The sequence below is a fragment of the Moorena sp. SIO3H5 genome, assembly GCF_010692395.1.
GTDB lineage: Bacteria > Cyanobacteriota > Cyanobacteriia > Cyanobacteriales > Coleofasciculaceae > Moorena.
On record NZ_JAAHHS010000034.1, the window covers coordinates 16,180 to 41,128 of the forward strand.

The 24,949-nt window shown below is 43.5% G+C and carries 17 protein-coding genes; 9 read left to right on the top strand and 8 right to left on the bottom strand.

The features are described from left to right. Positions 1-248 precede the first annotated feature (248 nt). Positions 249-386, top strand: a complete 138-nt coding sequence (locus F6K52_RS06140; RefSeq protein ID WP_293075402.1) for an ATP-binding cassette domain-containing protein — start codon at positions 249-251, stop codon at positions 384-386. 180 nt (positions 387-566) lie between these two features. On the opposite strand, the gene F6K52_RS06145 is transcribed toward F6K52_RS06140, so the two are convergent. Beyond that, a complete protein-coding gene (locus F6K52_RS06145) occupies positions 567-941 on the bottom strand; it encodes a cytochrome c (RefSeq protein ID WP_293075404.1) in 375 nt (124 codons plus the stop codon). A gap of 456 nt (positions 942-1,397) precedes the next feature. Between F6K52_RS06145 and petG the strand changes: the two genes are divergently transcribed. Further along, positions 1,398-1,511 (top strand): cytochrome b6-f complex subunit V, encoded by a 114-nt coding sequence (gene petG, locus F6K52_RS06150; protein ID WP_070395274.1) that lies wholly within the window; start codon positions 1,398-1,400, stop codon positions 1,509-1,511. Positions 1,512-1,562: 51 nt separating this feature from the next. Here petG and rsmD read toward each other — a convergent pair whose 3' ends face one another. Next, positions 1,563-2,102, bottom strand: a complete 540-nt coding sequence (gene rsmD, locus F6K52_RS06155) for a 16S rRNA (guanine(966)-N(2))-methyltransferase RsmD (protein WP_293075405.1) — start codon at positions 2,100-2,102, stop codon at positions 1,563-1,565. 73 nt (positions 2,103-2,175) lie between these two features. Then, complete coding sequence (gene hisH, locus F6K52_RS06160) at positions 2,176-2,832, bottom strand: imidazole glycerol phosphate synthase subunit HisH (RefSeq protein WP_293075431.1); 657 nt, start codon at positions 2,830-2,832, stop codon at positions 2,176-2,178. 113 nt (positions 2,833-2,945) lie between these two features. Between hisH and F6K52_RS06165 the strand changes: the two genes are divergently transcribed. Continuing rightward, positions 2,946-3,455: a peptidase C15 gene (locus F6K52_RS06165; protein WP_293075407.1), complete on the top strand. Its 510-nt coding sequence runs from the start codon at positions 2,946-2,948 to the stop codon at positions 3,453-3,455. Positions 3,456-3,567: 112 nt separating this feature from the next. On the opposite strand, the gene F6K52_RS06170 is transcribed toward F6K52_RS06165, so the two are convergent. The 3 genes from F6K52_RS06170 to F6K52_RS06180 all read right to left on the bottom strand — a co-directional run bounded on the left by F6K52_RS06170 (position 3,568) and on the right by F6K52_RS06180 (position 5,695). Beyond that, complete coding sequence (locus F6K52_RS06170; RefSeq protein WP_293075409.1) at positions 3,568-3,693, bottom strand: hypothetical protein; 126 nt, start codon at positions 3,691-3,693, stop codon at positions 3,568-3,570. 576 nt (positions 3,694-4,269) lie between these two features. After that, positions 4,270-5,151, bottom strand: coding sequence for a ribosome biogenesis GTPase YlqF (ylqF, locus tag F6K52_RS06175; RefSeq protein WP_293075411.1), 882 nt, complete (start codon positions 5,149-5,151; stop codon positions 4,270-4,272). A gap of 127 nt (positions 5,152-5,278) precedes the next feature. Further along, a complete protein-coding gene (locus tag F6K52_RS06180) occupies positions 5,279-5,695 on the bottom strand; it encodes a universal stress protein (protein WP_293075413.1) in 417 nt (138 codons plus the stop codon). Positions 5,696-5,885: 190 nt separating this feature from the next. Here F6K52_RS06180 and F6K52_RS06185 point away from each other — a divergent pair, with 190 nt between their 5' ends. Next, positions 5,886-7,091: a phosphoglycerate kinase gene (locus F6K52_RS06185; RefSeq protein WP_293075415.1), complete on the top strand. Its 1,206-nt coding sequence runs from the start codon at positions 5,886-5,888 to the stop codon at positions 7,089-7,091. A 342-nt stretch (positions 7,092-7,433) separates the two neighbouring features. Here the strand turns inward: F6K52_RS06185 and F6K52_RS06190 are convergent, their stop codons facing one another. Next, on the bottom strand, positions 7,434-11,522 hold the full coding sequence (locus tag F6K52_RS06190; RefSeq protein ID WP_293075417.1) for a DUF2157 domain-containing protein: 4,089 nt from the start codon (positions 11,520-11,522) through the stop codon (positions 7,434-7,436). Between the two features lie 281 nt (positions 11,523-11,803). Between F6K52_RS06190 and F6K52_RS06195 the strand changes: the two genes are divergently transcribed. Next, positions 11,804-13,102 carry an MFS transporter gene (locus tag F6K52_RS06195; protein ID WP_293075419.1) on the top strand — a complete coding sequence of 433 codons (1,299 nt, stop codon included), beginning with the start codon at positions 11,804-11,806 and terminating at the stop codon, positions 13,100-13,102. A 354-nt stretch (positions 13,103-13,456) separates the two neighbouring features. Beyond that, the gene (gene nblS, locus F6K52_RS06200; RefSeq protein ID WP_293075421.1) at positions 13,457-15,466 is read left to right on the top strand and encodes a two-component system sensor histidine kinase NblS; all 2,010 of its coding nucleotides are present in this window, start codon (positions 13,457-13,459) and stop codon (positions 15,464-15,466) included. A 69-nt stretch (positions 15,467-15,535) separates the two neighbouring features. Here the strand turns inward: nblS and F6K52_RS06205 are convergent, their stop codons facing one another. Next, complete coding sequence (locus tag F6K52_RS06205; protein WP_293075423.1) at positions 15,536-15,907, bottom strand: zinc ribbon domain-containing protein; 372 nt, start codon at positions 15,905-15,907, stop codon at positions 15,536-15,538. 93 nt (positions 15,908-16,000) lie between these two features. Between F6K52_RS06205 and F6K52_RS06210 the strand changes: the two genes are divergently transcribed. From F6K52_RS06210 to F6K52_RS06220, 3 genes are all read left to right on the top strand, one after another. Then, positions 16,001-16,549, top strand: coding sequence for a hypothetical protein (locus F6K52_RS06210; protein ID WP_293075425.1), 549 nt, complete (start codon positions 16,001-16,003; stop codon positions 16,547-16,549). 35 nt (positions 16,550-16,584) lie between these two features. Then, complete coding sequence (locus tag F6K52_RS06215) at positions 16,585-17,205, top strand: class I SAM-dependent methyltransferase (RefSeq protein ID WP_293075427.1); 621 nt, start codon at positions 16,585-16,587, stop codon at positions 17,203-17,205. 455 nt (positions 17,206-17,660) lie between these two features. Continuing rightward, positions 17,661-24,878: a non-ribosomal peptide synthetase gene (locus F6K52_RS06220; protein ID WP_293075429.1), complete on the top strand. Its 7,218-nt coding sequence runs from the start codon at positions 17,661-17,663 to the stop codon at positions 24,876-24,878. The last annotated feature ends 71 nt before the right edge of the window (positions 24,879-24,949 follow it).

Consider the following 24,949-nt stretch of genomic DNA (forward strand, 5'->3'; position numbering starts at 1 on the left):
TGACCCAGGCAGTGCAAGGTTTTGAGGTTAATTTTTGGAGATGTCTATTAATAATAAAGTATAGCAATTGGCAATAATAAATAAATTAGTTTGAATGCTAAATACTTTATTCCCTGTTACAGGTTACCTAAAAACTTAGAAATATTTACTTAATAAAGTCGCCAACCGCTATATGAACAATGAACCTATTTTCCCAGTGCGTGAAGTGACTAAAACCGATTGGCCTTTAGGCCACGCTACGCGATCAGATGGGGGAGGTGAATGTTCAGGCACTAAAATCAGTTACTATTGACCTCTATGCAGGAGAATTTGTAGTATTGCTTGATCCGTCTGGAAGTGGCAAGTCCACTCTGGTGAATATTCTCGGAAGACTTGTTTTTCCCTAAACCGAACCCCAAAGGCGAACAACCTTGGCCTTTTGGCCTTTAGGCCACGCGTGCGCGTTCGGCCACGCGTGCGCGTTCAACCTATCCTACATGACGCCCTTGGCGAACAACTTTAAACCTTAAACCTTCAATCTTAACCCTTCAACTTTTAACCTTCAATCTTAAACTTTTAACCTTTAGTTACAATTGTTCCAGGTAACTCAACAGGTCTGCCATATCTCTAGTCTGAGGTTGAAACTTAGGCATTGGTGGTGTTCTACCACTGATCACTTGCTGAATCAGGCTGACGTCAGACTTTCTCTTAGAGATACTCAGTAGACTTGGTCCTACATTGCCATCCCCGTTGTCTCCATGACACCCAGCACAGTTGATTTGAAAAATAGCATTACCTCGGAGTGGATCACCGTTCAGGGACAAAACCTTTTGTACATAAGGATCGGAATCCTGCATCATGGTAATTCCGATCAGGCTAAGACTTATAGCAAGCAAAGCCACTAGTACTATCAAGGTGACTCGCCGCACTAGAACTCTAGGTTGGACAAGCTGGTTTTCCAATGGATCTCCTGTCAAGTTGACTATCGATAAAGCGCTTGTAATTTCGATAAAACTGAACCATTGATTAAGTTGTGTTAAGCAATGATAAGTAAATACTTAGACTAAGTATTATTTTTCTTTATAAACATAGCTTAAAATTTATGGAGTCATTAATCAAGATCTTGTGGTGTATTTGTATTATATGCTACACTATCTATTCGCAACATACCTGATACTAGCGGAATAGATCAAATTTATACATTTTAGTATATTAAGCTGGGATATAGGTAAAAGTATTCAACCCAAGTTAGCGCTTAGTTCATGACCTCAGAGCCCCCTGAGTGTGACGCCCGCAATGTCAACCCATGGAACTCACAATGCTTGATAAATAACTGTTTGAGCACCAGCAGCACCCTAAGGTTGATCAGACCTAGTAATATGAGAAACAGGTAAAAAAACTTAATTAGGAGACTTAGTGTGGTAGAACCGTTGCTTGTTGGGATTGTCCTTGGCTTAATACCTGTTACTCTATTGGGGTTATTTTTTGCTGCCTATATGCAATACCAACGGGGTAATCAACTTGGGGGTTAGTTTTTCCATCAAGAGAGCTGATCAACCCCTGACCATTACCAAACCCCTGACCTAAACCAATGGGCAATAGAAGGTCAAGGCAGTATTGCCATAGACTTTCTGGCGACAAATTTCTAAATTGGGGATTGGTTGTGGTTGCCAGTAGTTAGAGCTATGCTCAACAGCTAACTCACCATCGCTGTCGAGGAGCTGGTATTGAGCGATCGCATCTAACACTGGCTGGTACAAATCACTAGCGTAGGGTGGGTCAAAATAAATGTGGTCAAACTGCTGAGGAGCCAAGGTTTTCAATCGCCTGACCACATCCCCCTGCAACACCCGAAATTCTTGCTGCGGCTGAGCCATCTGTTGCCAGTTTTGACGAATAATTGAGCAAGCTTTTGCCCATTTGTCAATGCCTATGACCAAAGCAGCTCCCCGACATAGAGCCTCAGCACCCATTGAACCACTACCAGCACATAAATCCAGCCATCGGCAATTCTCTACACTGCCTTGCCAAATATTAAATACTGCCTCCCGCACCCGTGCTGGCGTCGGGCGGGTAATTTGTCCTGGCAAAGTTTTCAGTTGGCGATTGCCGTAAATTCTCATCCAAACACAGGACAGTGGGGAGGGTGCTGATTAAATCAGTAGTAGTAGCAGAATTTTCAAAGAAGAATAATTTTCAGGCTTTGGTGACAAGTGTACGATCATGGCAGTAACTTTTGACCTGAGCCACGAAATTAGACAAAATTTGCAGTCCTGTAGTAGAAGACTTTTCCGGGTGAAACTGTACTGCTACGACATTATTGTAAGCGATCGCAGCCGTCACGGTTTGACTCCCATGAGTAGTAGTTGCGGCTATAATCATAGGGTCAACTGGGTCCACATAATAAGAATGGACAAAATAGACTCGGGGATTGCCCGATAAATGCTGCCAAACGGGACAATCTGGTTGAGTAAACTCTAGCTGGTTCCAACCCATATGGGGAATCGTAATACTGGGTTCTCGACGAAAGCGCCGCACTGTGCCAGGCACAATCCCTAATCCAGGTTCTGTACCTTCTTCACTTGCCTCAAACAGAATTTGTAAACCTAGACAAATACCTAAAAAAGGTTTACCGCTGGCAATGGCTTGTTTAATCGGCTGCTCCAGGTTACGCGATCGCAAATGTTGTATGGCTGGGTCAAACGCCCCCACTCCCGGTAGTACCACCGCATCCGCCTGTTCTATATCTGCTGCTAAATCTGTCACTAAGGTAGTTGCACCAGCTTTCTGTAACCCTTTACAGGCAGAGTGCAGGTTCCCCATGTCGTAGTCTACAACCGCAATTACTGGCATTAACCTGCTTTCCCTTACATTGAAATAGCGATGCAGCGCGGTCTTGGGGGTTTCCCCCATGAGCGACTGCATCAAGACATTAAAGCTATTTTTATTTTAATTGGTGATCTTGGATGAACAAAAAAATCCTCCTGACATCCTTTCAAACCTGGCTACCGGATCAGGTATCTAACTCTTCTGATGATTTATTAGGAAAAATTGCTCAAACCCATGATTTATCTGCTTCCCTGACTTTTCTAAGACAGTTGCCCGTTGATATTGCCGAAGCTAGTGCTCAGGTAATTGCCAAAATTGATCAAATACAACCCGATCGGATTATTTGTTGTGGCATGGCTACTAAGCGGGAAAAATTAACCGTGGAATCCTGTGCTACTCGTGAAGATGCCTGCCTTGAAACCCCAGTGAACTTAGAGAAACTAGTAGCTGCCTTGAGTGGATGTGAGATTAGCCATGATGCTGGTAAATTTGTCTGCGAAGGACTCTATTACGAAGTGTTGAAGTATCTTGGAGAGCATCACCTCAATACTTCTTGTATCTTTGTTCATGTGCCTGTGCTGAATCGAGACAATTTGCCCAGTATCTTGGCTGATTTTAGGATAATTTTGGAACAAATGGCACAATAGAGCTAGCTGCTGTTGTTGGCAACTTCGGATCGGGGAACTTCCGAAAGGCCGTAGGCCACGCTGCGCGATTAGCCCAAACAGCTACGCTACGCGATTAGTCCAAACGGCTACGCTACGCGATCAGCAGACAATAATTAATAAAAACAGTATCAGAAAAGCCATGGGGCACAGATGCAGCGCGGTCTTGGGGGAAACCCCCATGAGCGACTGCCGTGGCTCCCCCAATTCGGCACGGCATCAAGACAGTACTTTTGCAATAGGTCTAATCAAGACAACCGTTAACCGTCAACAAATAAAAACTTTAGTTAAGAAATATTGATGCTTATAGCAGTATATATTCATACAGGTAAACAGAGCTTACGCAATTCAGCCATCGACACACTACCTGTAGGGGTTAAAGGGTAACTGTTAACACTACCTGTAGAGTTCTTGCGTAAGCCCTGCATCAGCTGTTTCGGTGCTCAATACTGATTATAGGACTGATTGAAAAACTTTTCCCTCGGCAATATTACTGAAGTTGATTACGCTAATTAGCTCAAGTCATCTGTCTCAAGTTAGGTTTAGCTCCTCAATTCGCTTCCTCGCTTAAGTTCTGGTATTTCTTTTTCAATAGATATTGACAATATTGCTTCAATAAGACTTAAATTCTTTCCTTTTATAGACAAACATATCCATAGGGAACTTAGGCCCCCTAGAAAGACTATCTAGAAAGACTCCCTAGTAATACTCCCTAGTAGGACGCTCACTAGCTAGTACTCACTAGTAGAATCGGGCTTGTAATTTTACTTGTGTAGATGCTGTAGATGCTAAGGAATTACATTGGTGGTACTAGTGGTAGTACTTCTGGTGGTACTTCCAATGCAATTGTTCCGAGTAAACCCTTACGAAAATCACCCAATAGTTGCCGCGCTGCACGTTCGATGTTTCCCTGATAGCGATAGTCGGCTAGACCATGTAAGTAATCTTCAGCGGTTAATGGGTTTGGGTCTAGTTGGTACCGCTTTTCTAAAGAAGACTTTAATAAAAGAGTGTACTCCTTCATATTATCTAAATCTTTCAGGAATGCAACCAGTGCTGTTGCTACCCGTTGGTTGTCGTAAGATGCTTCACCAATGTCATCACAGATAGCTAACTTGAGTGCCTGCTGCTGATTGTTTAACTTGGCAGGAATAACACCAGGAGCATCAAGTAGTTCAAGTTGCTCAGAAATACGTATCCAACGCAATTGGCGTGTCACACCGGGACGACGAGCACTCTCTACCACACGACGTCCCAAAAGTCTATTAATTAAAGCAGATTTACCAACATTGGGAAATCCAATTACCACAGCTCGGACAGGACGAGGTCGCATTCCCCGTGAGCGCCTACGTCGATTGATTTCCTCCCCAGCTGTCTGGGCTGCTTTAGCCACAGCTCGGATACCCTTACCCTGTTGAGCATTAGTGAAATAAGGGATATCCCCTTGCTGTTGAAACCACGATTCCCAAAGTTGGCGCATCCTTGGCTCAATCATATCCACCCGATTGATTACTAACACCCGAGTTTTATTACCCACCCACTGGTCGGTTTGAGGATGATGGGTAGAGAGGGGAATCCGAGCATCCCGCACCTCTAATACCACATCCACTCGCTTCAACTGTTCCTTGAGTTCTCGCTCGGCTTTGGCAATGTGTCCGGGATACCACTGGATTGTCATGAGTTATTAGCCATTAGTCATTAGTCATTGCTGATTAGTCATTGGTCATTAGTTAATTGAAAATCGACCATTGGCAATTGACAATTAGTAACCAAGGAATTTTATGGAACCAATGACTAATCACAAATTAGGGAACAATCAAAACTGGGCAAGGGGACAAATTAATCACTCGATCGGCCACGCTATTAGCTATACCTTCATCTGTCAAGCCTAGCCCCCGAGAGCCCATCACAATTAAATTTGCCCCAATTTCGTCAGCCACATCGCAGATCACGAAGGGAGGATTTCCTTCCCGCTCCAGGGTTTTGGCTTCAATGCCTTGCTCAGCAAACATTGCTTTGGCACCGTTAAGCAGTTGTGTTACTGCTTCAGGGGATGTCATTGCCTCGGGAGCAGCTGCTGTAGCTTGATCAGGGTCAGGTTTTTCAACCACTGACAGCAGATATAGATTGCTGCCGTACTTTTGCACTATGTTCCCAACAACCTCAGCAGCTTCACGGCTTTCTCGACTTGAGTCAATCGGAAATACAACGGTATTGAACATATCACAGATTTCCTCCAGGATCCGGACTCCGGTAAAATGTGAACGGTCTTAACAAAAGAATACCTTTTGTCCTGGTCATTCAGCTGGTGACTTACCAGTTAATGTACAGCGACTCTCTGAAGTAAAATCATCCGGCAAGACGGCTGATAGTCAGGGATTAGCAGGCAATAGCAATTAGGAGATTAATACTGTGTCCAAGAAAAGTGTAGCCAATTTAAGTGAATCAGATTTAGCCGGAAAAACGGTATTGGTCAGAGCAGACCTGAATGTACCCCTGGATGACAATGGCACCATCACCGATGATACTCGCATTCGTGCTGCTTTACCCACTGTTCAAGATTTACTTAAGAAAGGGGCAAAGGTAATCCTGTGTAGCCACTTGGGACGACCCAAGGGACAAGTCAAGGAAAGCTTGCGTCTAACCCCCGTTGCTAACCGTCTTTCGGAACTGCTGGGTCAACCAGTGACCATGTGTAAAGACTGTGTTGGAGACGAGGTTGCTGCCCAAGTTGGTGCTTTGGCAAATGGTCAGGTGGCTTTACTGGAAAATCTCCGCTTCCACGCTGGAGAGGAAAAGAATGACCCAGAATTCACCAAACAGTTGGCATCCCTTGCTGATTTGTATGTCAATGATGCCTTTGGAACAGCCCACCGGGCTCATGCCTCTACTGAGGGAGTCACCCATTACCTGAGTCCTTCTGTAGCTGGGTACTTGATTGAGAAGGAACTGCAGTATTTACAAAATGCTGTAGAAAATCCTGAAAAGCCTCTAGCTGCAATTATTGGCGGCTCTAAGGTGTCCAGTAAGATTGGGGTGATTGATACTCTACTGGAGAAGGTGGATAAACTGCTAATTGGCGGTGGAATGATTTTTACCTTCTACAAGGCCCGTGGTATGAGTGTGGGTAAGTCCCTGGTGGAAGACGATAAGCTGGATTTGGCGAAATCTTTAGAAGCTAAGGCAAAAGAGCGTGGTGTACAATTGCTGTTGCCCACTGATGTGGTGATTGCAGATAATTTTGCCCCTGATGCTAATTCCCAGACTGTCAGTATTGAAGCTATTCCCGATGGCTGGATGGGTTTGGATATTGGTCCAGATTCTGTGAAGGTGTTTCAGGATGCTTTAGCAGATTGCAAAACTGTGATCTGGAATGGTCCGATGGGAGTGTTTGAGTTTGATAAGTTCGCTAAGGGCACAGAAGCGATCGCAAACTCTATGGCTGAGCTGACCAAAACAGGTGCATCTACCATCATTGGTGGTGGTGACTCAGTAGCTGCCGTCGAAAAAGTTGGTGTTGCTGAGCAAATGAGCCACATTTCCACCGGTGGTGGTGCCAGCCTTGAGTTACTCGAAGGCAAGGTTCTACCTGGAATTGCTGCTTTAAATGATGCCTAACTAGTGTTTTTTAAACCATTGTTTTAAACCATTGTTTGAAATAGGGAGATAGCAATGCTTTCTCCCTATTTACCATTGTCTTGATTGTTAAATTTTTCGGTTTCCGATCAATCAGCATTGGTTTTTATGATCTATTTGGAAATCCAAGATTGGGACTAAGGGCGAAAAAGTCATAAAAAACCGACCATAGCGTAAACGTCACCATCAGTGATTTTGTCTTTGGTAAACCTCATCCAACCTTCAACTTTCAACTTTTAACCTTCAACTTTGAACTTTAAACTTTGAACTTTGAACTTTGAACTTTTAACTTTAAACTTTCAACCTTCAACCTTCAACCAAAAGTTATTCCCAACCTTGCAATTGATTCATCCAAGCTGTAATCTGATCACGGCGAGTTTCAAAGGTAGCGGCAATCCAGATAAAGCCAATTCCCACAAACAGCGCTACTACCCATTTAGAAAATGGATAATCAACGCTAAAAATAAGTAGTTGGTAGATCGCATTAATTAAAAATGTTCCAGTCCCGACATAAAGAAATGCTCTTACTTTCATCGCCAATCCAGCAAAAATTAGCACTACACTAATTACCCCAGTTAATAACCCAAGCCATTGAGCAGTCCAAAAGGAAACCAAACAAATCATACTAGTCCCGATTAACCGGAGATTGTGACGTATTTGTTTTTGGGGGGGTTGGCTTAGATAGGGATCGACTTGGGCAATATAGAGTAAGGATAAACTCAAGGGGAGAACATACCAAAGAGCAGCAGTTAAGTGTAGTTGTCCAAACCAACGGAGCAACATCCAGTCAATTACTACTACACTGATAAAGGTAAACCGAATTTGCTGATTAACAATAGCAAGAATAATATAGAAAGCTGCGATAATCAGCAAACTAGCAAAATTACCGCTATAGGGATTTTCGCCAATGGCAATCAGGGGGATTAAAAAAGCAGCAATTTGCCAAGGACGTTTCGACCAACCCCAATTTTCCCAAGGTAGGAAATACAAAAAGTAAGCGACTAAGGATGCGATCGCACCTTTCCAAGGCACTAATGGTCCCGATAACAGATGCGCCACAGGGGTATTTATCCAATACAGCCGCATCCCCCATGCTTCAGCAAAACCTAAATAAACCCAGATTTCTCCAAGCAGGCGATTGGACTGATTCCGTCCTTGAGAAATAGCATAGATAACTAAAAATGCGCCAGTACTAAATCCCAGCATCATAGCGGATTCAATCGGCTCAGTTGTTGCTGCTATCAACAAACAACTACTCCATACCCAATGGAGATGGGAAATAACCTTTAGTTCTTTGGGGGTAAAATGTAGATATCTTTTCAGCCAAGGAGACAATACCCGATAGGCGTACATAATACTAGTGCCAAGCACTGCCATTATAATCAATCCATCCCCTTTTGCTCCTCCTCCTAATTGGGATAATTGATAGAACAACAGTTGATAGGCAGAAACCGATATCCCAAATAGAGCAAGGTAAATTAGAGGTTTAAATTCTGCACGGCGACGCCCTACCCCAATGGCAATTATTGCTAGGGCAAAAGACAATAAACCTGTCCAATTGGTAAAGGTTCCCCAACTTAAGAGCGGTCCTAAGCTACCGTATAGCAGGGGAATAATATGCCAGCTACTAGGTATTTTGTCGAGATTAGATCGGCGTCGCCACCAATCTCCTAACAATTGAGCAATTAGTCCTAATATTATATTGGCAATGGCTAAATTGATCAGTGAATGCTCAAATAAGCCCAGCGCTTCTGTTAAGCCCAGCGTTTCTGTAGTTAACAGTTCCACACTCCAACCAATCCCATAAATAGCCCAGTTGGATGGATAAGGAAAACTGCGATAGGCGATCGCTCCTAAGGTCACTGCATTTACAATGAGCATAAACCATGTTGGTGACCCAAACCCAATGTAGACTATCAGAGAATAACAAGTCAGCAGAATTAGCTGAAAAATAAACAGTGCGATCGCCCACCCATCCATTGCTTGTGCATACAGTTTTGGGAGGGTTAAAGGTTGTTCACCTTTGGCGTTACCTTCGGGTAGGTTGGCTTGTTGATTTGAAGTTTTTAATTGTGATTGGTTATCCTGTATCTTGCTAACACGAAGTAACCAGCTTCGCGATAACCATAATGTGAAAATAGCGATCGCTCCCACAACAAACCAATCTTGTCCAGACAGTTGGGGAAACCCAAAGATGCCATCCCAAAGCAGGAATCCGACTAAGCTGATGCCGCATCCTACGGTAATTGCTGCTGATGTTAATTGCTTTAAATAGCGGGTATTAACCAACATCAGTGCTGTAGCGGATGCTAAACTGATTAACCTAATTCCTGGTATTCCTAGGATCAGCAATTGGGATAGGATTACAGCAACTACACTCAACCGGATCACAAACTTGTCTTGAGGGGGTTGCCAACTGCGATAACCACGTGATATCCCAGTCAGAGATAATGGAGTGATTAGCCACAACAGACCCCATGCTCTCTGGTAACTATCTGGGTTAACGTCGTAGGCACTATAGTTGACACACAATAATACATAACTCAGACCAGCTAAACTTAAACCCAAGTGCCAAGCACTCTCTCGCCAGATCTTGACATAGTCAGAAGTAGCGGGAATCTTTAAACTTAAGCTCCATTCTGCTACCATCAGGGCTAATAAAATTGCTGAAAAGCCGCCGAAATGTAGGTTGGGAAAGAGATAGTTAATGGCACTGATAACGGTTGCGATCGCAGTACTGTGGGTTAGGTAGACCCTTAAGCGCAGATGATGCTTAATCCCTAACCTATCCCGTCGCTGAGTCACAATCCCTAAAGTGATAGCAGAATTAATACCATTAATCGTGAGTAACAGGGGATTGGAAAAACACAGAGTAGTCAGATTAACTCCTATTCCTAGAGCAATGACTTCTGCAAATTCTGCCAGATCATGTTTTTTGCGCTGATATAACCAATCTGCTAACCCAACAATTAAAACCAGATAAGGAAACAGTACTAAACTCAACAATACATAGGGAGTTTCTTGGGAATCGGTTAACCTAGTCGCTGTTTCCAGTAGCCAGCTTTGTATTGATGGCGGAATCAATCGCCATGAAAGCCAAACCATCTGTAAGCCAATGGCTAACATGGCGGCTAAATCGGAACGTCGCCAAAATTTTAGTAAACGATTTACAAATAACCACACCCCTAGCCCACTGACAATCATGGCTTGCCAAGGAAACTCAGCTGCTACAGAAACTAGCCAACCGACCACCAGCAAGCTACCCCCTAACCAAGTCATAGGGAGACGGGGAGACGGGGAGACCGGGAGAGATGGTGCCTGAGGCTTTTGGTATAGCCAGTAGAGAAACCAACCACACATCCCGATAGCTAACCCCAGTTGTTCAATATCGACACCTATGACAAAAATGGCTCTAAATAGCAGGATGCCGATGCCATAAACTAAGATGGGGAAGCCAGCAACATCAAAAATAAACGCTGAATTTTTCTTTCTGGATTCTATATATAAGGTAGCGATGATGCTACCGATACCCAAATAGACTGCTCCTATGGGAAATCCTGGGATACCCCAAGCCCAATTTAGGTAACTCAGACCTAAATAATTAATAATGGGTAAGGGGGATGATTGTCGTTGTCGTAATCGTAAAAATCCTTTACCATAGCCGCGACCTAAGAGTATCGAACTTAGTACTATGGCACTTAGTACCACTGTCGCCACCGCTACCACTAGCCAATTTAAAGGATGACGCCACAAGCCAAAGCCATCCATTGCCCAAAAATTGACTGGGATCAGCAACAGAGTGACAACTCGCAAGGTTTGGGCTGTTAACGGTAAATTCCCTTGTTTGGTTGTCCAAGCACTAATCCCCCAAAAGCTCAAGGTATAGGCCAGCAATACTCCATACTGTCCAGCAGCTGGGAAATTGTCCCATTGACTAGCAGCCAGTACCCCAGAGGATACCACCACCATAAACATACCCAGGAATAGCAACCAGCGGACACTGAATTCTGCTTGAAGGGATTGCCACATTTGTGCAATCCCGTTGGCTTTGTTCGGTTTGGGTGTCTCCGGTGCAAAGTCATTATTAGCTAAAGGTGACACTAGTTGAGGTGCTGGTTTCGCGACTGATAAAGCAGAAACCTTTGGAGTTACACTAGGTTCTGGTAAAGCACAGGTGAGATGTTCTCGACACAACCGTTTAACAAAGGTTTCCTGGAGCAAACCCAAACGTAACCAAGCATCTAATCCCTCTAAAAGGGCGGGATGGGAAGCTTTAGTTTTAAATATGATGTCGATGCTAGTCTCAGAGAGTAAACCTAGCTCTTGCCATAAGGCTAAAGCTTCCAACAGTTTAGACTGAGAAGTATTGGTTTTGAGGGCAATAGTGATAGGACCCTGCCGTGGCGATGACATAGGCAATATTCCTAGTTAATTAGGAATGCAAGGGGGGCTGATTTAGGATACAGATACTTACTATTGTCCACTAAAAAGCGGGAACCTTGCTAGATACCACATTCCACCCCGTCAACTGTCACAATAGAATCTTTTGGTTGGCAGCTATGACCCTATTCAGCCTTGATGATCAGCACTATTGCACTTCTTGATCAATAGTCATTAGCATAATGCTTCCTCATTGATTATTGCGATTACCCTATACTATTTACTTATATGTAAATAATTGTAAATGCTGCTCAATGGCTCAACCCCTCAACCTTGTAACCTTACGGAAATTGCTCAATAAATTATTATCTTTTATCCCAGCATTAAGACGGGAGATTTGGATTCTGGCAACCGGTCGATTGTTATTGCATATCGGTCAAGGGTTTACTTTAGTTTATGCCTCGATTTTTTTTGTTAATCAGATTGGTTTATCCGCCACCCAAGTTGGAATTGCTCTAGGAAGTGCTTCAATTTCTGGAGTATTAGGACGCTTGATATCAGGGACTTTGGCTGATTCCAAGTTTTGGGGACGCAAGAAAACTTTGCTACTCTCGGCAGCCGTTTCTGCTCTAGCAAGCCTTTGTTTAGCGTTTACCTATAATTTTCCAACTCTGGTTATTGCTAACTTACTGATGGGTTTAGGGATTGGTCTATATTGGCCGCCTACTGAGGCAGTGGTCACGGATCTAACCACTCCTGTTCAGCGTAATGAAGCCTTTTCAGTGACTCGTTTAGCTGATAGCTTAGGACTAGGATTGGGAGTTATTGGGGCAGGGCAGTTAATTGCCACTTCTGGGAATTACCGTACTTTATTTGTGCTAAAAAGTATTTTTTATGTGATTTTCTTCGTTGTCATTTATTTAGCGATCGCAGAAACAAATAATGCTCAAGAGGTGCCTCAATCCCCTACCCAATCCTGGAAACAAGCACTAAGCGATCGCTTTTTGATGATTTGGTTACTAGGGAATACTCTCTTCACCACCTATGATGCTCAACTCAATAGCATTATGCCCCTCTATTTTGCCAATTTTGTGCCAGGAGGAGGAACAGAAACCGGATTAGCTCCAGAAACGATTAGTCTTATTTTCTTCTGGCATGTCGCCTTTAGTGCCATTTTCCAATTACCTGTTGCCCGCTTTCTCAACCATTTTCAACGCACCAATGTTCTGATGGTTTCTTTACTTCTGTGGTCTGGAGGATTTGTGTTAGTGTGGCTCACAGGAGTTGTTTCTAAGCTAGCAGTTATTCCAGCACTTTGTGCTTTATTACTATTAGCCTTGGCTAAGGTAATTTATCTCCCTTCTGCCTCTTCTTTGGTGGGGGATTTAGCTCCACAATCGTTGCGAGGAGTTTACTTTTCCCTTGAATCTCAGTGTTGGGCAGTAGGTTACTTGATTGGACCGTCTTTAGGAGGTTGGGCATTAGACCAATCTCCAGAATTTACCAGTGGTTTTTGGTTAGTGATTGCTAGCAGTGTGGGCTTAGGCCTTGGGATTTTGTCCTATCTGGGTAAGAAGAGTCATGACGTGATAGGTGTTAGGCCTCAGGCTTGAGGCTAATGGTGTTAAGTTTTATGTAGCATAATTGAGTGTTAAAGCATCATAATTAGGTGTTAAAGCATCAAAAAAGTTAAATTATGCTTTATTAATAAAGTTTAAAACTTTAATAGTGAAGCATTAAGCATCATAATATAGCTTGTTGAGGATTAGGCTTTATGTCCTAAAACCCGACACCTAACACCTAACACCTAACACTTAACACCTATAATCTTTATTTTCCACTCAAGAGCTAAGGTTTTCTGGCTTTATAATTGGAGGATAGCCAAAAGTACATGCTTTGATTGTGGCAAAGCATCTACCTTTGGAAGGAGTGTTGTTGTCTTCCCTGTTGAGAGAGTTGAACCCACCTTGCTAGCTTTGCTAAAAACCCTTATCGACATTATCAGGCGTTGGTGGTCGGAGTTTACCCTCCAGACCAAGCTAATGGCAGCAGCAACTCTGGTTGTCTCATTGCTCATGAGTGGCTTGACCTTCTGGGCGGTGAATACGATTCAGCAGGATGCTAGGATGAACGATACTCGCTTTGGTCGTGATCTCGGTCTCTTGCTGGCTGCCAACGTTGAACCTCATGTTGCGGCAAATAATTTCGACGAACTAGCTCGCTTGTCCAGCCGCTTCTACAGTAGTACCTCCAGTGTGCGTTACATTCTCTATGCTGACGAGGATGGGGAAATAATCTTTGGTATTCCTTTCTCCGCAGCAGAAGTAAAGAATTCTTTAACCATTAAGCGTCGGATTGAGCTACCCGAAGGCTACGCCAAAAACTCTGATGAGCCCATGGCACGGCAGCACCTGACTCCTGATGGTCAAGTCACTGATGTGTTTGTTCCCCTAATTGACGAAAACAAATACTTGGGGGTTTTGGCTGTCGGGATTAACCCTAACCCTACGGTGGTGGTTTCCTCCAATTTAACCAGAGATGTGACTATTGCTGTGTTTATCTCGATCTGGGTGATGGTGATTTTAGGTGCAGTGGGCAACGCCTTGAATATCACTAAGCCCATTAAAGAACTACTAGTAGGGGTGAGAAATATTGCTGCTGGTAATTTCAAGCAGCGGATTGAGATGCCTTCGGGAGTAGAACTGAGGGAATTGGTGTCTAGCTTCAATGACATGGCAGAGCGTTTAGAACGCTATGAAGAGCAAAATATTGAAGAACTTACCGCAGAAAAAGCTAAGTTAGAGACTCTAGTTTCCACAATTGCCGATGGTGCTGTACTGATTGATACTAATTTTCAGGTAATGTTAGTCAACCCGACAGCACGGCGGATTTTTGGCTGGGAGGAGGAAGACATTATCGGTAAAAATGTCTTATACCATTTGCCTGATGTGGTTGCAATGGAACTAACACGACCGCTTTATCAAATGGCTACAGCGGAGAAAGCGACAGAAACAGAACGGGAATCCCGCGAAGGTGAAGAGTTTCGTATTACTCTTAGCAAACCGGTCTCTCGCACAGTTCGGATTCTGCTAAGTAAGGTACTCAACCAATACCGGGAAAATATTAACGGAATTGCTATCACTGTTCAGGATATCACCCGTGAGGTGGAGCTTAATCAAGCAAAAAGCAATTTCATCAGCAATGTTTCCCACGAACTCAGAACACCTCTATTTAACATTAAATCATTTATCGAAACCCTCCACGACTACGGGGAAGAACTTAGTGAAGCTGAGCGCAAGGAATTTCTTGACACGGCTAATCGGGAAACTGACCGACTAACCCGTCTAGTTAACGATGTCCTAGATTTATCACGGCTGGAATCTTGTCGAATTTATCAACTTGAACCCTTTGACATTGTTCGACCTATAGAGCAAACCCTGCGCACTTATCAGCTCAACGCTCGTGACCAAACTATTGAACTGGCTCAGGAGATTCAACCAGATTTACCACCAGTTATGGGTCACTACGATTTGTTGCTCCAAGTCTTGGCTAATTTAGTGGGCAACTCCTTGAAATTCACTCAGCCTGGTGGACGAGTGGTAATTCGTGCTTATCAATTAGAACCAGAACTTAATCACCAAGAAGGAAAAGGCAGGGTGCGAATTGAAATCTCTGATACGGGAATTGGCATTGCTCCAGAAGACCAAAAGGCGATTTTTGACCGATTTTTCCGGGTAGAAAACCGAGTTCATACCCTGGAAGGGACGGGATTGGGGCTTTCAATTGTCAGAAACATTATCGAAAGACATCATAGCCGAGTAAACTTAGTTAGTGAAGTGGGAGTTGGGACAACATTCTGGTTTGATTTAGAGGTGCTTGAAGAAACAAAAATTACAGTTAAACAACAGTTAGAAGTAGACACCTCACATACAATACCAACCGACTCAGCCGCTACTAGTAATCTGTCAATTTCGTAGCGCCTAATACTATAATGTTTAGTCGATTCAATTTTGACGGAGTACTAGTTAAATTAAACTTAGTTTCATTTAACTATTTGCCATCAGGGCTAGGAAAAAGCTAGCAGCGATTAATACCAATAGACCTAGTAAGGCTGGGTTTCTTTGACACCAGAGCCTGAGGGATTCGAGTAAGCCACGCTGGGGATTATAAATCTGGTCAGGCTCTGAGGTACTTTCGGAACTATCCTCGTAAAGGGTACACTCCTTAGCATAGGGACGTTGGGGAAAGGTACAGGTATCATCAGCATGATAGGTACAGGTTTCACACAAGGGGGTATGTCCTGTGGTTTGGTGTAAGGTAATCCCCGGATGACCATAGGCTTTCAGGATTGCTCCACAATGGGGACAGGTAATTACCTTGCTATTGATAGGTTGATGGCATTTGGGACAATTGGTCATGAGTCATTAGTCATTTCTCAATAGTCATTTCTTAATCTTAACTGTCTTGCACATCCAGCTGATTTCCCTTCTTTGCCTCTTTAGCGTTTAATCATGTCCCCGTACTTAATTATCTGCCCCGGTATCCATGAGCCCCAACTGACTCAGGATTTTTTAGCAAGCTTGGAGCTATCAAGTCCCTGGACTGAGAAAGTCTTAATTTTTCCAGCTCAAGACTACCCAGCTTACTCAGCTATTCATATTTTAGAGTTCTTGCAACGTCACATTGGTTTGGTGAAAACTCCCATAGTCTTGATCAGCTTCAGTGCTGGGGTCGTGGGTGCGATCGCAGCAGCTTGGGGTTGGCAGCTACTGGGTGGAAACATCCAAGCATTGATCGCTATTGATGGCTGGGGTGTGCCTCTGTATGGCAATTTTCCCATCCACCGGATTAGTCACGATTATTTTACCCACTGGAGTTCAGCCCTATTGGGGGCAGGGGAAGACAGTTTCTATGCTTCACCACCAATAGGCCATTTGGACTTGTGGCGATCCCCTGGTCAGTGCCAAGGCTGGTGGGTTCAGGTGCCTAGAGGTGAGCAACCCTCACAACGAACTTATATCACTGCGGCTGAGTTTATGATCCAGTTATTAGCTAGATAGTAGAATTTGGTTGAGTATCACCAGGTTGAACTATTGTGGAAGATCATGAAAAACTAACAATTGCTGAGTATCAAGCAACAGCAGAATCTTTTCGGGAAGGCACCTGGAATCACGATGTGTCTCAAAATCGCAACGCCTTAGTGGATGCTATGCCCCGCAATCCAGGCAAGATTTTGGATTTAGGTTGTGGTCCTGGTAGAGACTTGGTTGCCTTTAAAGACCAGGGTCATCAAGTGATTGGTCTCGATGCTACACCAGCATTTGTGAAGATGGCGCAACAGCTTTCAGGATGCGAGGTTTGGCAGCAATCGTTTCTGAACCTCAAGCTGCCACCAAAGAGCTTTGATGGGATCTTTGCCAATGCATCCCTGATTCATATTCCTCGTGCTGCGATGGTTAGGGTACTTAAGGATATAAAGCGATCGCTTGTTACCAATGGTGCCATAGTTATGTCAATGATTCGTGGTGATCATGAGGGTTATAGTGTTCGTCCAACCGGCTATCGCTATGTTGTAGGTTGGGAATATAAAAGCTTGGCTCGCTGTGTTGAACAAGCAGGATTTGAGATTTTTGCTCATTACTACCGCCCACCTGGTTTACCCTGTGAGCAGCAATCTTGGTTAGTAATTGTGGCCCTTAACCGCGTGTCAGATTAGTCTAGATTACAGATTAGTCCATATTCAAGGAAGTGCTTGCCCTGCTGGAGAAGTTTCGTAGTTTGGGACTAGAGCTTACTACCTGATTATCGCATTTTGCAAAAGCTTGGACTACAAGAATCTGGACTTTTGGAGAACCCGATGATCAGTGTTGACCTTAAAACTATCTATAAATTCCTAGTATACAAAAAAAGATATGTGTACAGTTAAATGGAGCGCGTAGGTTTGTTTTAGTATATAACACCTCCTAAGGTAGTTTAGTACTTGTGATAACCTACACCGACTTCAGTATATAACACCGCTCAGTCAGCCTCATACTCATTCTGTTCTGAGTTTAATGCTTAGATTTATACATAAAAAAAATAATTTAATTTGGATTAAAATAAGTAATTATAGTCAAAATGAATAAAAATAGTAATTTAATAGTTAATTCAATTATCAGTTCTATATATCCTATGTCAGAGGAGCAAAAATGGTTATGGTTGCTCCACCAAATCGCCCCTGATAAGACTGCTTACAACGAGTATAATGCGGTAAAAATTAATTCACCTTTAGACATAAAAGCCTGGAAAGCAACATGGCAAAAAATCGTAGAACGCCATGCAATTTTACGAACCACTTATGGAACGGATAAAGAGGGCGAACCTGTGCAAATTGTTCATCCTACGATGAATGTTCCGATGCATGTTATTGATGCTAAAAATTGGAGTGGAGAACGGTTAAAGCAAGAAATTTTAGCCTGTGCAGATATTCTCTATGATTTAGAGAAAGACCCCATTATCCGATTATATTTGTTTCAGAGTTCCGCAACGGAATGGGTTCAACTGTTTACGATTCACCAGATTGCTAGTGATAGTTTTACCAAAGATTTATTTTTACAAGAATTCCAACAATTATATGGGGGGATTCCACTTAAAGAACCTTTAGCTTATACCGATTTTGTCAATTGGGAATCAGAAATGCTGAAGTCACCTTGGGGAGAAACGCTTTGGCAATATTGGGAAAAGCAATTAGCGGGTGAGTTGCCAATTTTAGATTTACCAACGGATCTACCACGCCCCAGTGTAGTTACTTATCGCAGTGATTCCCATGAATTCAAACTCAATCAAGAATTAGTATCGCGTCTGAAACAACTACAATCCGATAGTATTAGTCTGTTTCAAATTGCGTTGAGTGCCTTTTATGTGCTGTTATATCGCTACACAAATCAGAAAGATATTATTGTCAATATTCCCACAGAAAATCGACAGGGTAAAAAAGAGTTTAAAGATGTAGCGGGCTATTTGGCAAGTTTAGTTGTTGTGCGTTCGCGTAGCGTGGCCCATTCGCGTAGCGTGGCCTTTTGGCCAAGGCCAGGGAATCTGGACGGGAATACGACTTTTAATGAATTGCTGATTCAAGTCGCTCATACGGTTGACCAAGCCCTAAAACATGAAGCTTATAATTATCCCTTGAGTCAATTGCTCAAGCAGTTGAAACTGAAAAGTAATTTCCGTCATCCTCTGGTTTCTTCTGTGATGTTTAATTGGCGAAAACTAGAGTGGTATGATACAGATTATCAAGAGGGATTACTTCAAATTGAGCCTTATCTGTTGGCAGAACAACGTGGGGCTCCCTATGACCTCTCTGTAGAAATGATTGAAGTGGGTGATGAGTTGAATGTTCGATGGAATTATAATAGTGATTTATTTAAATCTGAAACTATAGACCGGATGGCGAGGCATTACCTGACCTTGTTAGAGGGGATTGTCGCCAATCCAGAAACGCCCATTTTTAAATTGCCCTTGTTGACTGAATCCGAACGTCATCAGTTATTAATTGAGTGGAATAATACTCAGGTTGATTATCCCAAGGATAAGTGCATTCATCAGTTGTTTGAGGAACAAGTAGAAAGGACACCGGATGCAGTAGCGGTGGTGTTTGAAGACCGACACGTAACCTATCGGGAGTTAAATTGTCAAGCCAATCAACTGGCGCATTATTTGCAAACTCTGGGAGTCGGACCAGAAGTTTTGGTGGGCATATGTGTTGAACGTTCTCTTGAGATGGTGGTGGGATTGTTGGGCATTATCAAAGCCGGTGGGGCTTATGTTCCCCTAGACCCAGGTTATCCTCAAGAGCGGTTGGCTTACATGATTGAAGATACTCAAGCTTCAGTGCTATTAACTCAAAAAAACTTGGTAGCTGGATTACCGGAAAATAAAGCGAAAATAATTTGTTTAGATGCTGACTGGAATCTAGTTAGTCAACAAACTGAATTAAATCCCAACTGTACTGCTTCTGAGGAAAACTTGGCTTATGTAATCTACACTTCCGGTTCTACAGGTAAGCCTAAAGGTGTAGCAATGAAGCACCTGGCCTTGAGGAATCTGATTTTGTGGCAACGGTCAAACACAACAGTTTCAACCAGGGCAAAAACCCTGCAATTTGTACCAATTAGCTTTGATGTCTCTTTTCTAGAAATATTTTCAACCTGGTGTGGGGGTGGAACCTTGGTCTTAATCTCAGAAGAACTGCGACGAGACCTTGTTGCTTTACTACATTTGGTAAGAGCAAAACAAGTAGAAAGACTGTTTCTTCCTTTTGTTGCTTTACAGCAGTTAGCAGAGACCGCTCAAACTTTGGGATTGATGCCCACAAGTCTGCGGGAAGTAATCACAGGAGGGGAACAGTTGCAAATTACTCCAGCGATCGCCAGCTTTTTCTCCCAGCTAAAAGATTGTTCCCTTCATAATCAATATGGACCATCAGAAACTCATGTTGTAGTTACAGTATTTACCTTAACCGGTTCTACTGACACTTGGTCAGCGCTACCACCTATTGGTCGTCCCATTGCTAACATTCAGATTTACATATTAGATCGATTCGGACAACCTGTACCTGTGGGAATTCCTGGTGAGTTGTACATCGGTGGAGTTTCCCTAGCCTTAGGTTATCTCAACCGTCCTGAGTTGACCGCAGAACGATTTATTGCCAACCCCTTTAGTCAAGAAGAGGGGTCCCGCCTTTACAAAACTGGGGACTTAGCCCGTTATTTACCCGATGGAAATATAGAGTTTCTCGGACGTATTGATAATCAAGTAAAACTTCGAGGTTTCCGCATCGAACTCGAAGAAATTGAAGTAACACTCGCTCAACACCCCGACCTGCGGCAGACTGCGGTGATTGTCCGAGAAGACCAACCAGGGGATAAGCGCTTAGTGGCTTATGTTTGTCCAAATCAGGGGCAAATCCCGACTTCGGGTCAACTGCGCCGCTTTCTCTGGGAAAAGTTACCAGACTACATGATGCCCGGAACGTTTATCATTCTGGAAGCTTTTCCCTTAACACCTAACGGCAAAGTCGATCGCAGGGCTTTACCTGCCCCTGATGCTTCAAGTTTGGTTCGTGAAACCAGTTTTGTTGCCCCCCGGGATTCGGTAGAACTGCAACTAGCTCAAATTTGGTCAGAGATTCTAAATGTTTCTCCCATTGGAGTTCACGACAACTTTATTAAATTAGGCGGAGATTCCCTGTTAGCCACCAAAATTATAGGGCTAGTGCGCGATCGCTTCCAGGTAGAACTAGGGCTAAATTACTTATTCGAGTGTCCTACAGTAGCAAAGTTAGCCAAAATTGTTACCCAGCTAGGTCAAGAAGAGCGATCGAATCGTTTGCCATCCCTGGAACCCATTTCACCACAGCAAACCATTCCTTTATCCTTTGGTCAAGAACAATTGTGGTTTATCACCCAATTAGTTCCCTCTGAACCAATCTACAATGAAACCTTTACCATTCATTTGGGTGGGGATATTAATATCCAGGCATTATCAAACAGTTTGAAAGAACTCATCCGCCGTCACGAAATTCTGCGGACTACATTTAGAGTCGTCAACGGACAGCCAGTTCAGGAGATTCATCCCCCATCACGTTTGACTTTACCCGTGGTTGATTTGCGCTTCTTGCCGGAAACGGAACGAGAAACCGAAGGGTTGCGAATTGCCACCGAACAGCTTCGCACTGCTTTTGACCTAGCCCGAAGCCCCTTGCTGCGAGCCACTCTGATTCAGCTTGGAGAAACAGATTATCGGCTCTACTTGGCAGTGCATCATATTGTGGTGGATGGAGAATCCCTCACCAGTATATTTTTTCCGGAATTGGAAACCCTTTATGGGGCATTTTCTCAAGGCTTACCGTCACCTCTGCCGGAGTTAACCATCCAATATGCTGACTTTGCCGTTTGGCAGCGACAGTGGTTACTCGGAGAAATTATTTCCAATCAACTTGCCTTCTGGGAGAAACAACTGGAAAATTTCCCCCAGTTACAACTTCCCACTGACCGTCCCCACAACCCACAAACCACTTTTGCCGGTTCGCGACTTTGTTTTACACTCTCAAAAGATTTAACCGAAAAGCTCATTTCCATCAGTCGTAAAGAAGGTGTCACCTTATTTATGACCCTAGCAGCAGCTATCAAAGTTTTGCTTTATCGCTATTCATCCCAAGAAGATATTGTCATTGGCACTGTCAGCTCCCAACGCAACCGACCAGAGTTACTTGGGGTCATGGGAGACTTTCTTAATACTTTAGTTTTGCGTAGCGACCTCAGTGGTAATCCTAGTTTCCTAGAACTGTTAAAGCGAGTCCGAAATGTCATTTTATCCGCTTACGCCAATCAAGATGTGCCCTTTGAACAGGTGGTCAATGCTCTTGATCCCGATCGCCACGTCAGCCAAAATCCCCTGTTTCAGGTAATGTTTGTGCTTCAGCCCCCTTTAACTGATGATAAGCTGGGATGGAGGGTTAGCCAGTTAGAGGTAGATTCGGGCTGCTCGAAGTTTAACCTCACTTTTAATTTAGAGGAACGACCAGAGGGAATAATAGGGGCGATAGAGTACAATACCGATTTGTTTGATACTGCAACTATTGAACGGGCGATCGGACATTTGATGACTTTACTAGAGGGAATTGTTGCTCATCCGGAAACTTCCATTGCTCAATTGCCTTTGTTGACTGAAAGTGAGTCTCATCAGTTGTTAGTGGAATGGAATAATACTCAACTTGACTATCCCAGGGATAAGTTTATCCATCAGTTATTTGAGGAACAGGTAGAAAAGACACCAGATGCAGTGGCGGTAGTATTTGAAGAGCAAAAATTAACTTACCATCAGTTAAATTGTCAAGCTAATCAACTGGCACATTATTTGCAAACTCTGGGGGTAAGACCAGAGGTATTAGTGGGCATCTGTGTTGAACGTTCTCTGGAGATGGTAGTGGGATTGTTGGGGATTCTTAAAGCCGGTGGAGCTTATGTGCCGTTAGACCCGAATTATCCTCAAGAGCGAGTTGACTATATTTTATCTAATTCAGAAACCAAAGTCCTGATTACTTCTAGTCATTTGTTAAGTTCCTTAGCCAAAAATGAAACTCAAGCAATTTGTTTGGATACAGACTGGGAGATTATTTCGGAGTCAAATAAAGCCAATCCTGAAAGCACGGTTAAACCCAATAATTTATCTTATGTCATCTTTACCTCTGGCTCAACAGGAAAACCGAAGGGCGTACAAATTTGCCATCAATCTTTGATGAATTTTATCAATTCGATGAAGCATGAGCCGGGGTTGAGTAGTCGCGATCGCATCTTAGCAATCACCTCAATTTGTTTTGACATTCATACCCTGGAAATTTACCTGCCCTTAACAGTAGGTGCCACAATAACCTTAGCAATTCCAGAAGTAGCGATGAACGGGGGAAAATTGGCAGAAAAACTAGCCAAGGATAGAGTGAGTGTGATGCAAGCCACCCCCGCTACTTGGGGAATGTTACTGAATGCAAACTGGTCAGGTTGGCCTGAGTTAAAAGCCATTTGTGGTGGAGAAGTTATGCCACAATCTTTAGGGGATAATTTATTAGAAAAAGTCGGCGGTTTATGGAATATATACGGTCCTACTGAAACTACCGTTTGGTCAACAATTAGAGAGGTAAAACTTAACCGCGCCAGTTTTCACAAAGATGCCCCTGAATCCATAGGTCGTCCGATTGCCAATACCGTTATCTACATCCTAGACTCTCATCTCCAACCGGTACCTATTGGTGTACCCGGAGAACTGCATATTGGTGGCGCGGGTTTAGCCCGAGGTTATCTCAACCGTCGAGAACTGACAGAGCAAAAGTTTATCCCTAACCCGTTTAGCAATAAACCAGGTTATCGCCTCTATAAAACTGGGGATTTAGCTCGTTATTTACCCGATGGAAATATAGAGTTTATTGGACGTATTGATCATCAACTAAAAATTCGAGGTTTCCGCATCGAACTTGGAGAAATTGAAGCAGTACTTGTCCAACATTCCAAGGTACGAGAAGCTGTAGTCATTGCCCGCGAAGAAATTCCAGGAGACAAACGTCTAGTTGCTTATTTAGTTCCCAATCAGGAAAAAACCACAATCAATGATTTGCTTTCTTTCCTAAAGACTAAGCTACCCGAGTACATGATTCCTGCTGCTTTTGTCTTTCTCGAATTAATGCCCCTGACTCCTAATGGTAAAGTCAACCGTCGTGGCTTACCTGTCCCCGATGCTTCAAGTTTGGTTCCCGAAAGCAGTTTTATTGCCCCCCGGGACTCGGTGGAATTACAACTAGCCCAAATTTGGTCAGAAATTCTCGGTGTTTCTGCCATTGGAGTCCGAGATAACTTCTTTGACCTTGGTGGTCATTCTCTGTTAGCAGTGCGTCTGATGGTCCAAATTGAGAAAGAATTTGGCAAAAATCTATCTTTAGCCGCCCTTTTCCAAGCAGCAACCATAGAACAGTTAGGGATTCTACTGCGCCAAAACACTGATACTCACTCTTGGTCTCCCTTAGTTGCCATTCAACCCCAAGGTTCCCAGCCACCGTTCTTCTGTATGCCTGGTTCCGGTGGCAATGTGGTCTACTTCCACCAACTCGCCCGTCATCTGGGAAATGACCAACCTTTTTACGCTTTGCAACCTCCATCCTTAGATGGGGTGTCGGAACCCTTTGGTAGTGTTGAAGAGATAGCCGCCTACTACCTCCAAGCCATCCAAACCCTTCAACCCTCTGGTCCGTACTTCCTCGGGGGTCATTCCTTTGGGGTTCTGGTTGCCTTTGAAATGGCACAACAGCTACAAAAACAAGGAGAAACGGTTGCCCTCCTAGCCCTATTTGACCTTCCCGCCCGACTTCCTGGTAGCGCCCCAAAACAGCTAGATTGGGATGATACCCGATGGCTAACGAATATTGCCTATATCCTAGAAATGTTATCTGGGAAAAATCTAGAGATTTCTTATGAATCCCTAAAACCTCTTAATCCCGAAGCACAATTAAACTATCTCAAACAACAGATGGAAACCGTCAATCTGTTGCCACCTAATTCAGGAATTGAACGAGTGCGTGGGATTGTTCAAACTATTAAAGCTGACGAATTGGCTTTTATGAGTTATCTCCCACAAGGAGGCTATCAAGGTCGGATTACCCTGTTCCGCACCAAGGAAGTTTATCAGGATGAATTGGGAATGCTTGATGAAATTCCCACGGATCCAACTTGGGGTTGGAATCAGCTTTCTAGCCAAACCGTGGAGGTTCATGTGATTCCTGGAAATCATACCACCATGCTTGGTGAACCTCACGTTCAGGTATTAGCTGAAAAACTTTTAATTAGGCTAAACAAACAATAAGGCATGAAATTACACTACTACGGGAATATGTTAGGATTTCAGAAGAAAGAACCACAGAGCACACCAGGACA

What these genes read in the sequence shown, in the direction of transcription:
- F6K52_RS06140 (WP_293075402.1), top strand. Translation starts at nt 249, where the DNA reads ATGGGGGAGGTGAATGTTCAGGCACTAAAATCAGTTACTATTGACCTC.
- rsmD (WP_293075405.1), bottom strand. Translation starts at nt 2,102, where the DNA reads ATGAGAATTTACGGCAATCGCCAACTGAAAACTTTGCCAGGACAAATT.
- hisH (WP_293075431.1), bottom strand. Translation starts at nt 2,832, where the DNA reads ATGCCAGTAATTGCGGTTGTAGACTACGACATGGGGAACCTGCACTCT.
- F6K52_RS06165 (WP_293075407.1), top strand. Translation starts at nt 2,946, where the DNA reads ATGAACAAAAAAATCCTCCTGACATCCTTTCAAACCTGGCTACCGGAT.
- F6K52_RS06170 (WP_293075409.1), bottom strand. Translation starts at nt 3,693, where the DNA reads ATGCCGTGCCGAATTGGGGGAGCCACGGCAGTCGCTCATGGGGGTTTC.
- ylqF (WP_293075411.1), bottom strand. Translation starts at nt 5,151, where the DNA reads ATGACAATCCAGTGGTATCCCGGACACATTGCCAAAGCCGAGCGAGAA.
- F6K52_RS06180 (WP_293075413.1), bottom strand. Translation starts at nt 5,695, where the DNA reads ATGTTCAATACCGTTGTATTTCCGATTGACTCAAGTCGAGAAAGCCGT.
- F6K52_RS06190 (WP_293075417.1), bottom strand. Translation starts at nt 11,522, where the DNA reads ATGTCATCGCCACGGCAGGGTCCTATCACTATTGCCCTCAAAACCAAT.
- F6K52_RS06195 (WP_293075419.1), top strand. Translation starts at nt 11,804, where the DNA reads ATGGCTCAACCCCTCAACCTTGTAACCTTACGGAAATTGCTCAATAAA.
- F6K52_RS06205 (WP_293075423.1), bottom strand. Translation starts at nt 15,907, where the DNA reads ATGACCAATTGTCCCAAATGCCATCAACCTATCAATAGCAAGGTAATT.
- F6K52_RS06210 (WP_293075425.1), top strand. Translation starts at nt 16,001, where the DNA reads ATGTCCCCGTACTTAATTATCTGCCCCGGTATCCATGAGCCCCAACTG.
- F6K52_RS06220 (WP_293075429.1), top strand. Translation starts at nt 17,661, where the DNA reads ATGTCAGAGGAGCAAAAATGGTTATGGTTGCTCCACCAAATCGCCCCT.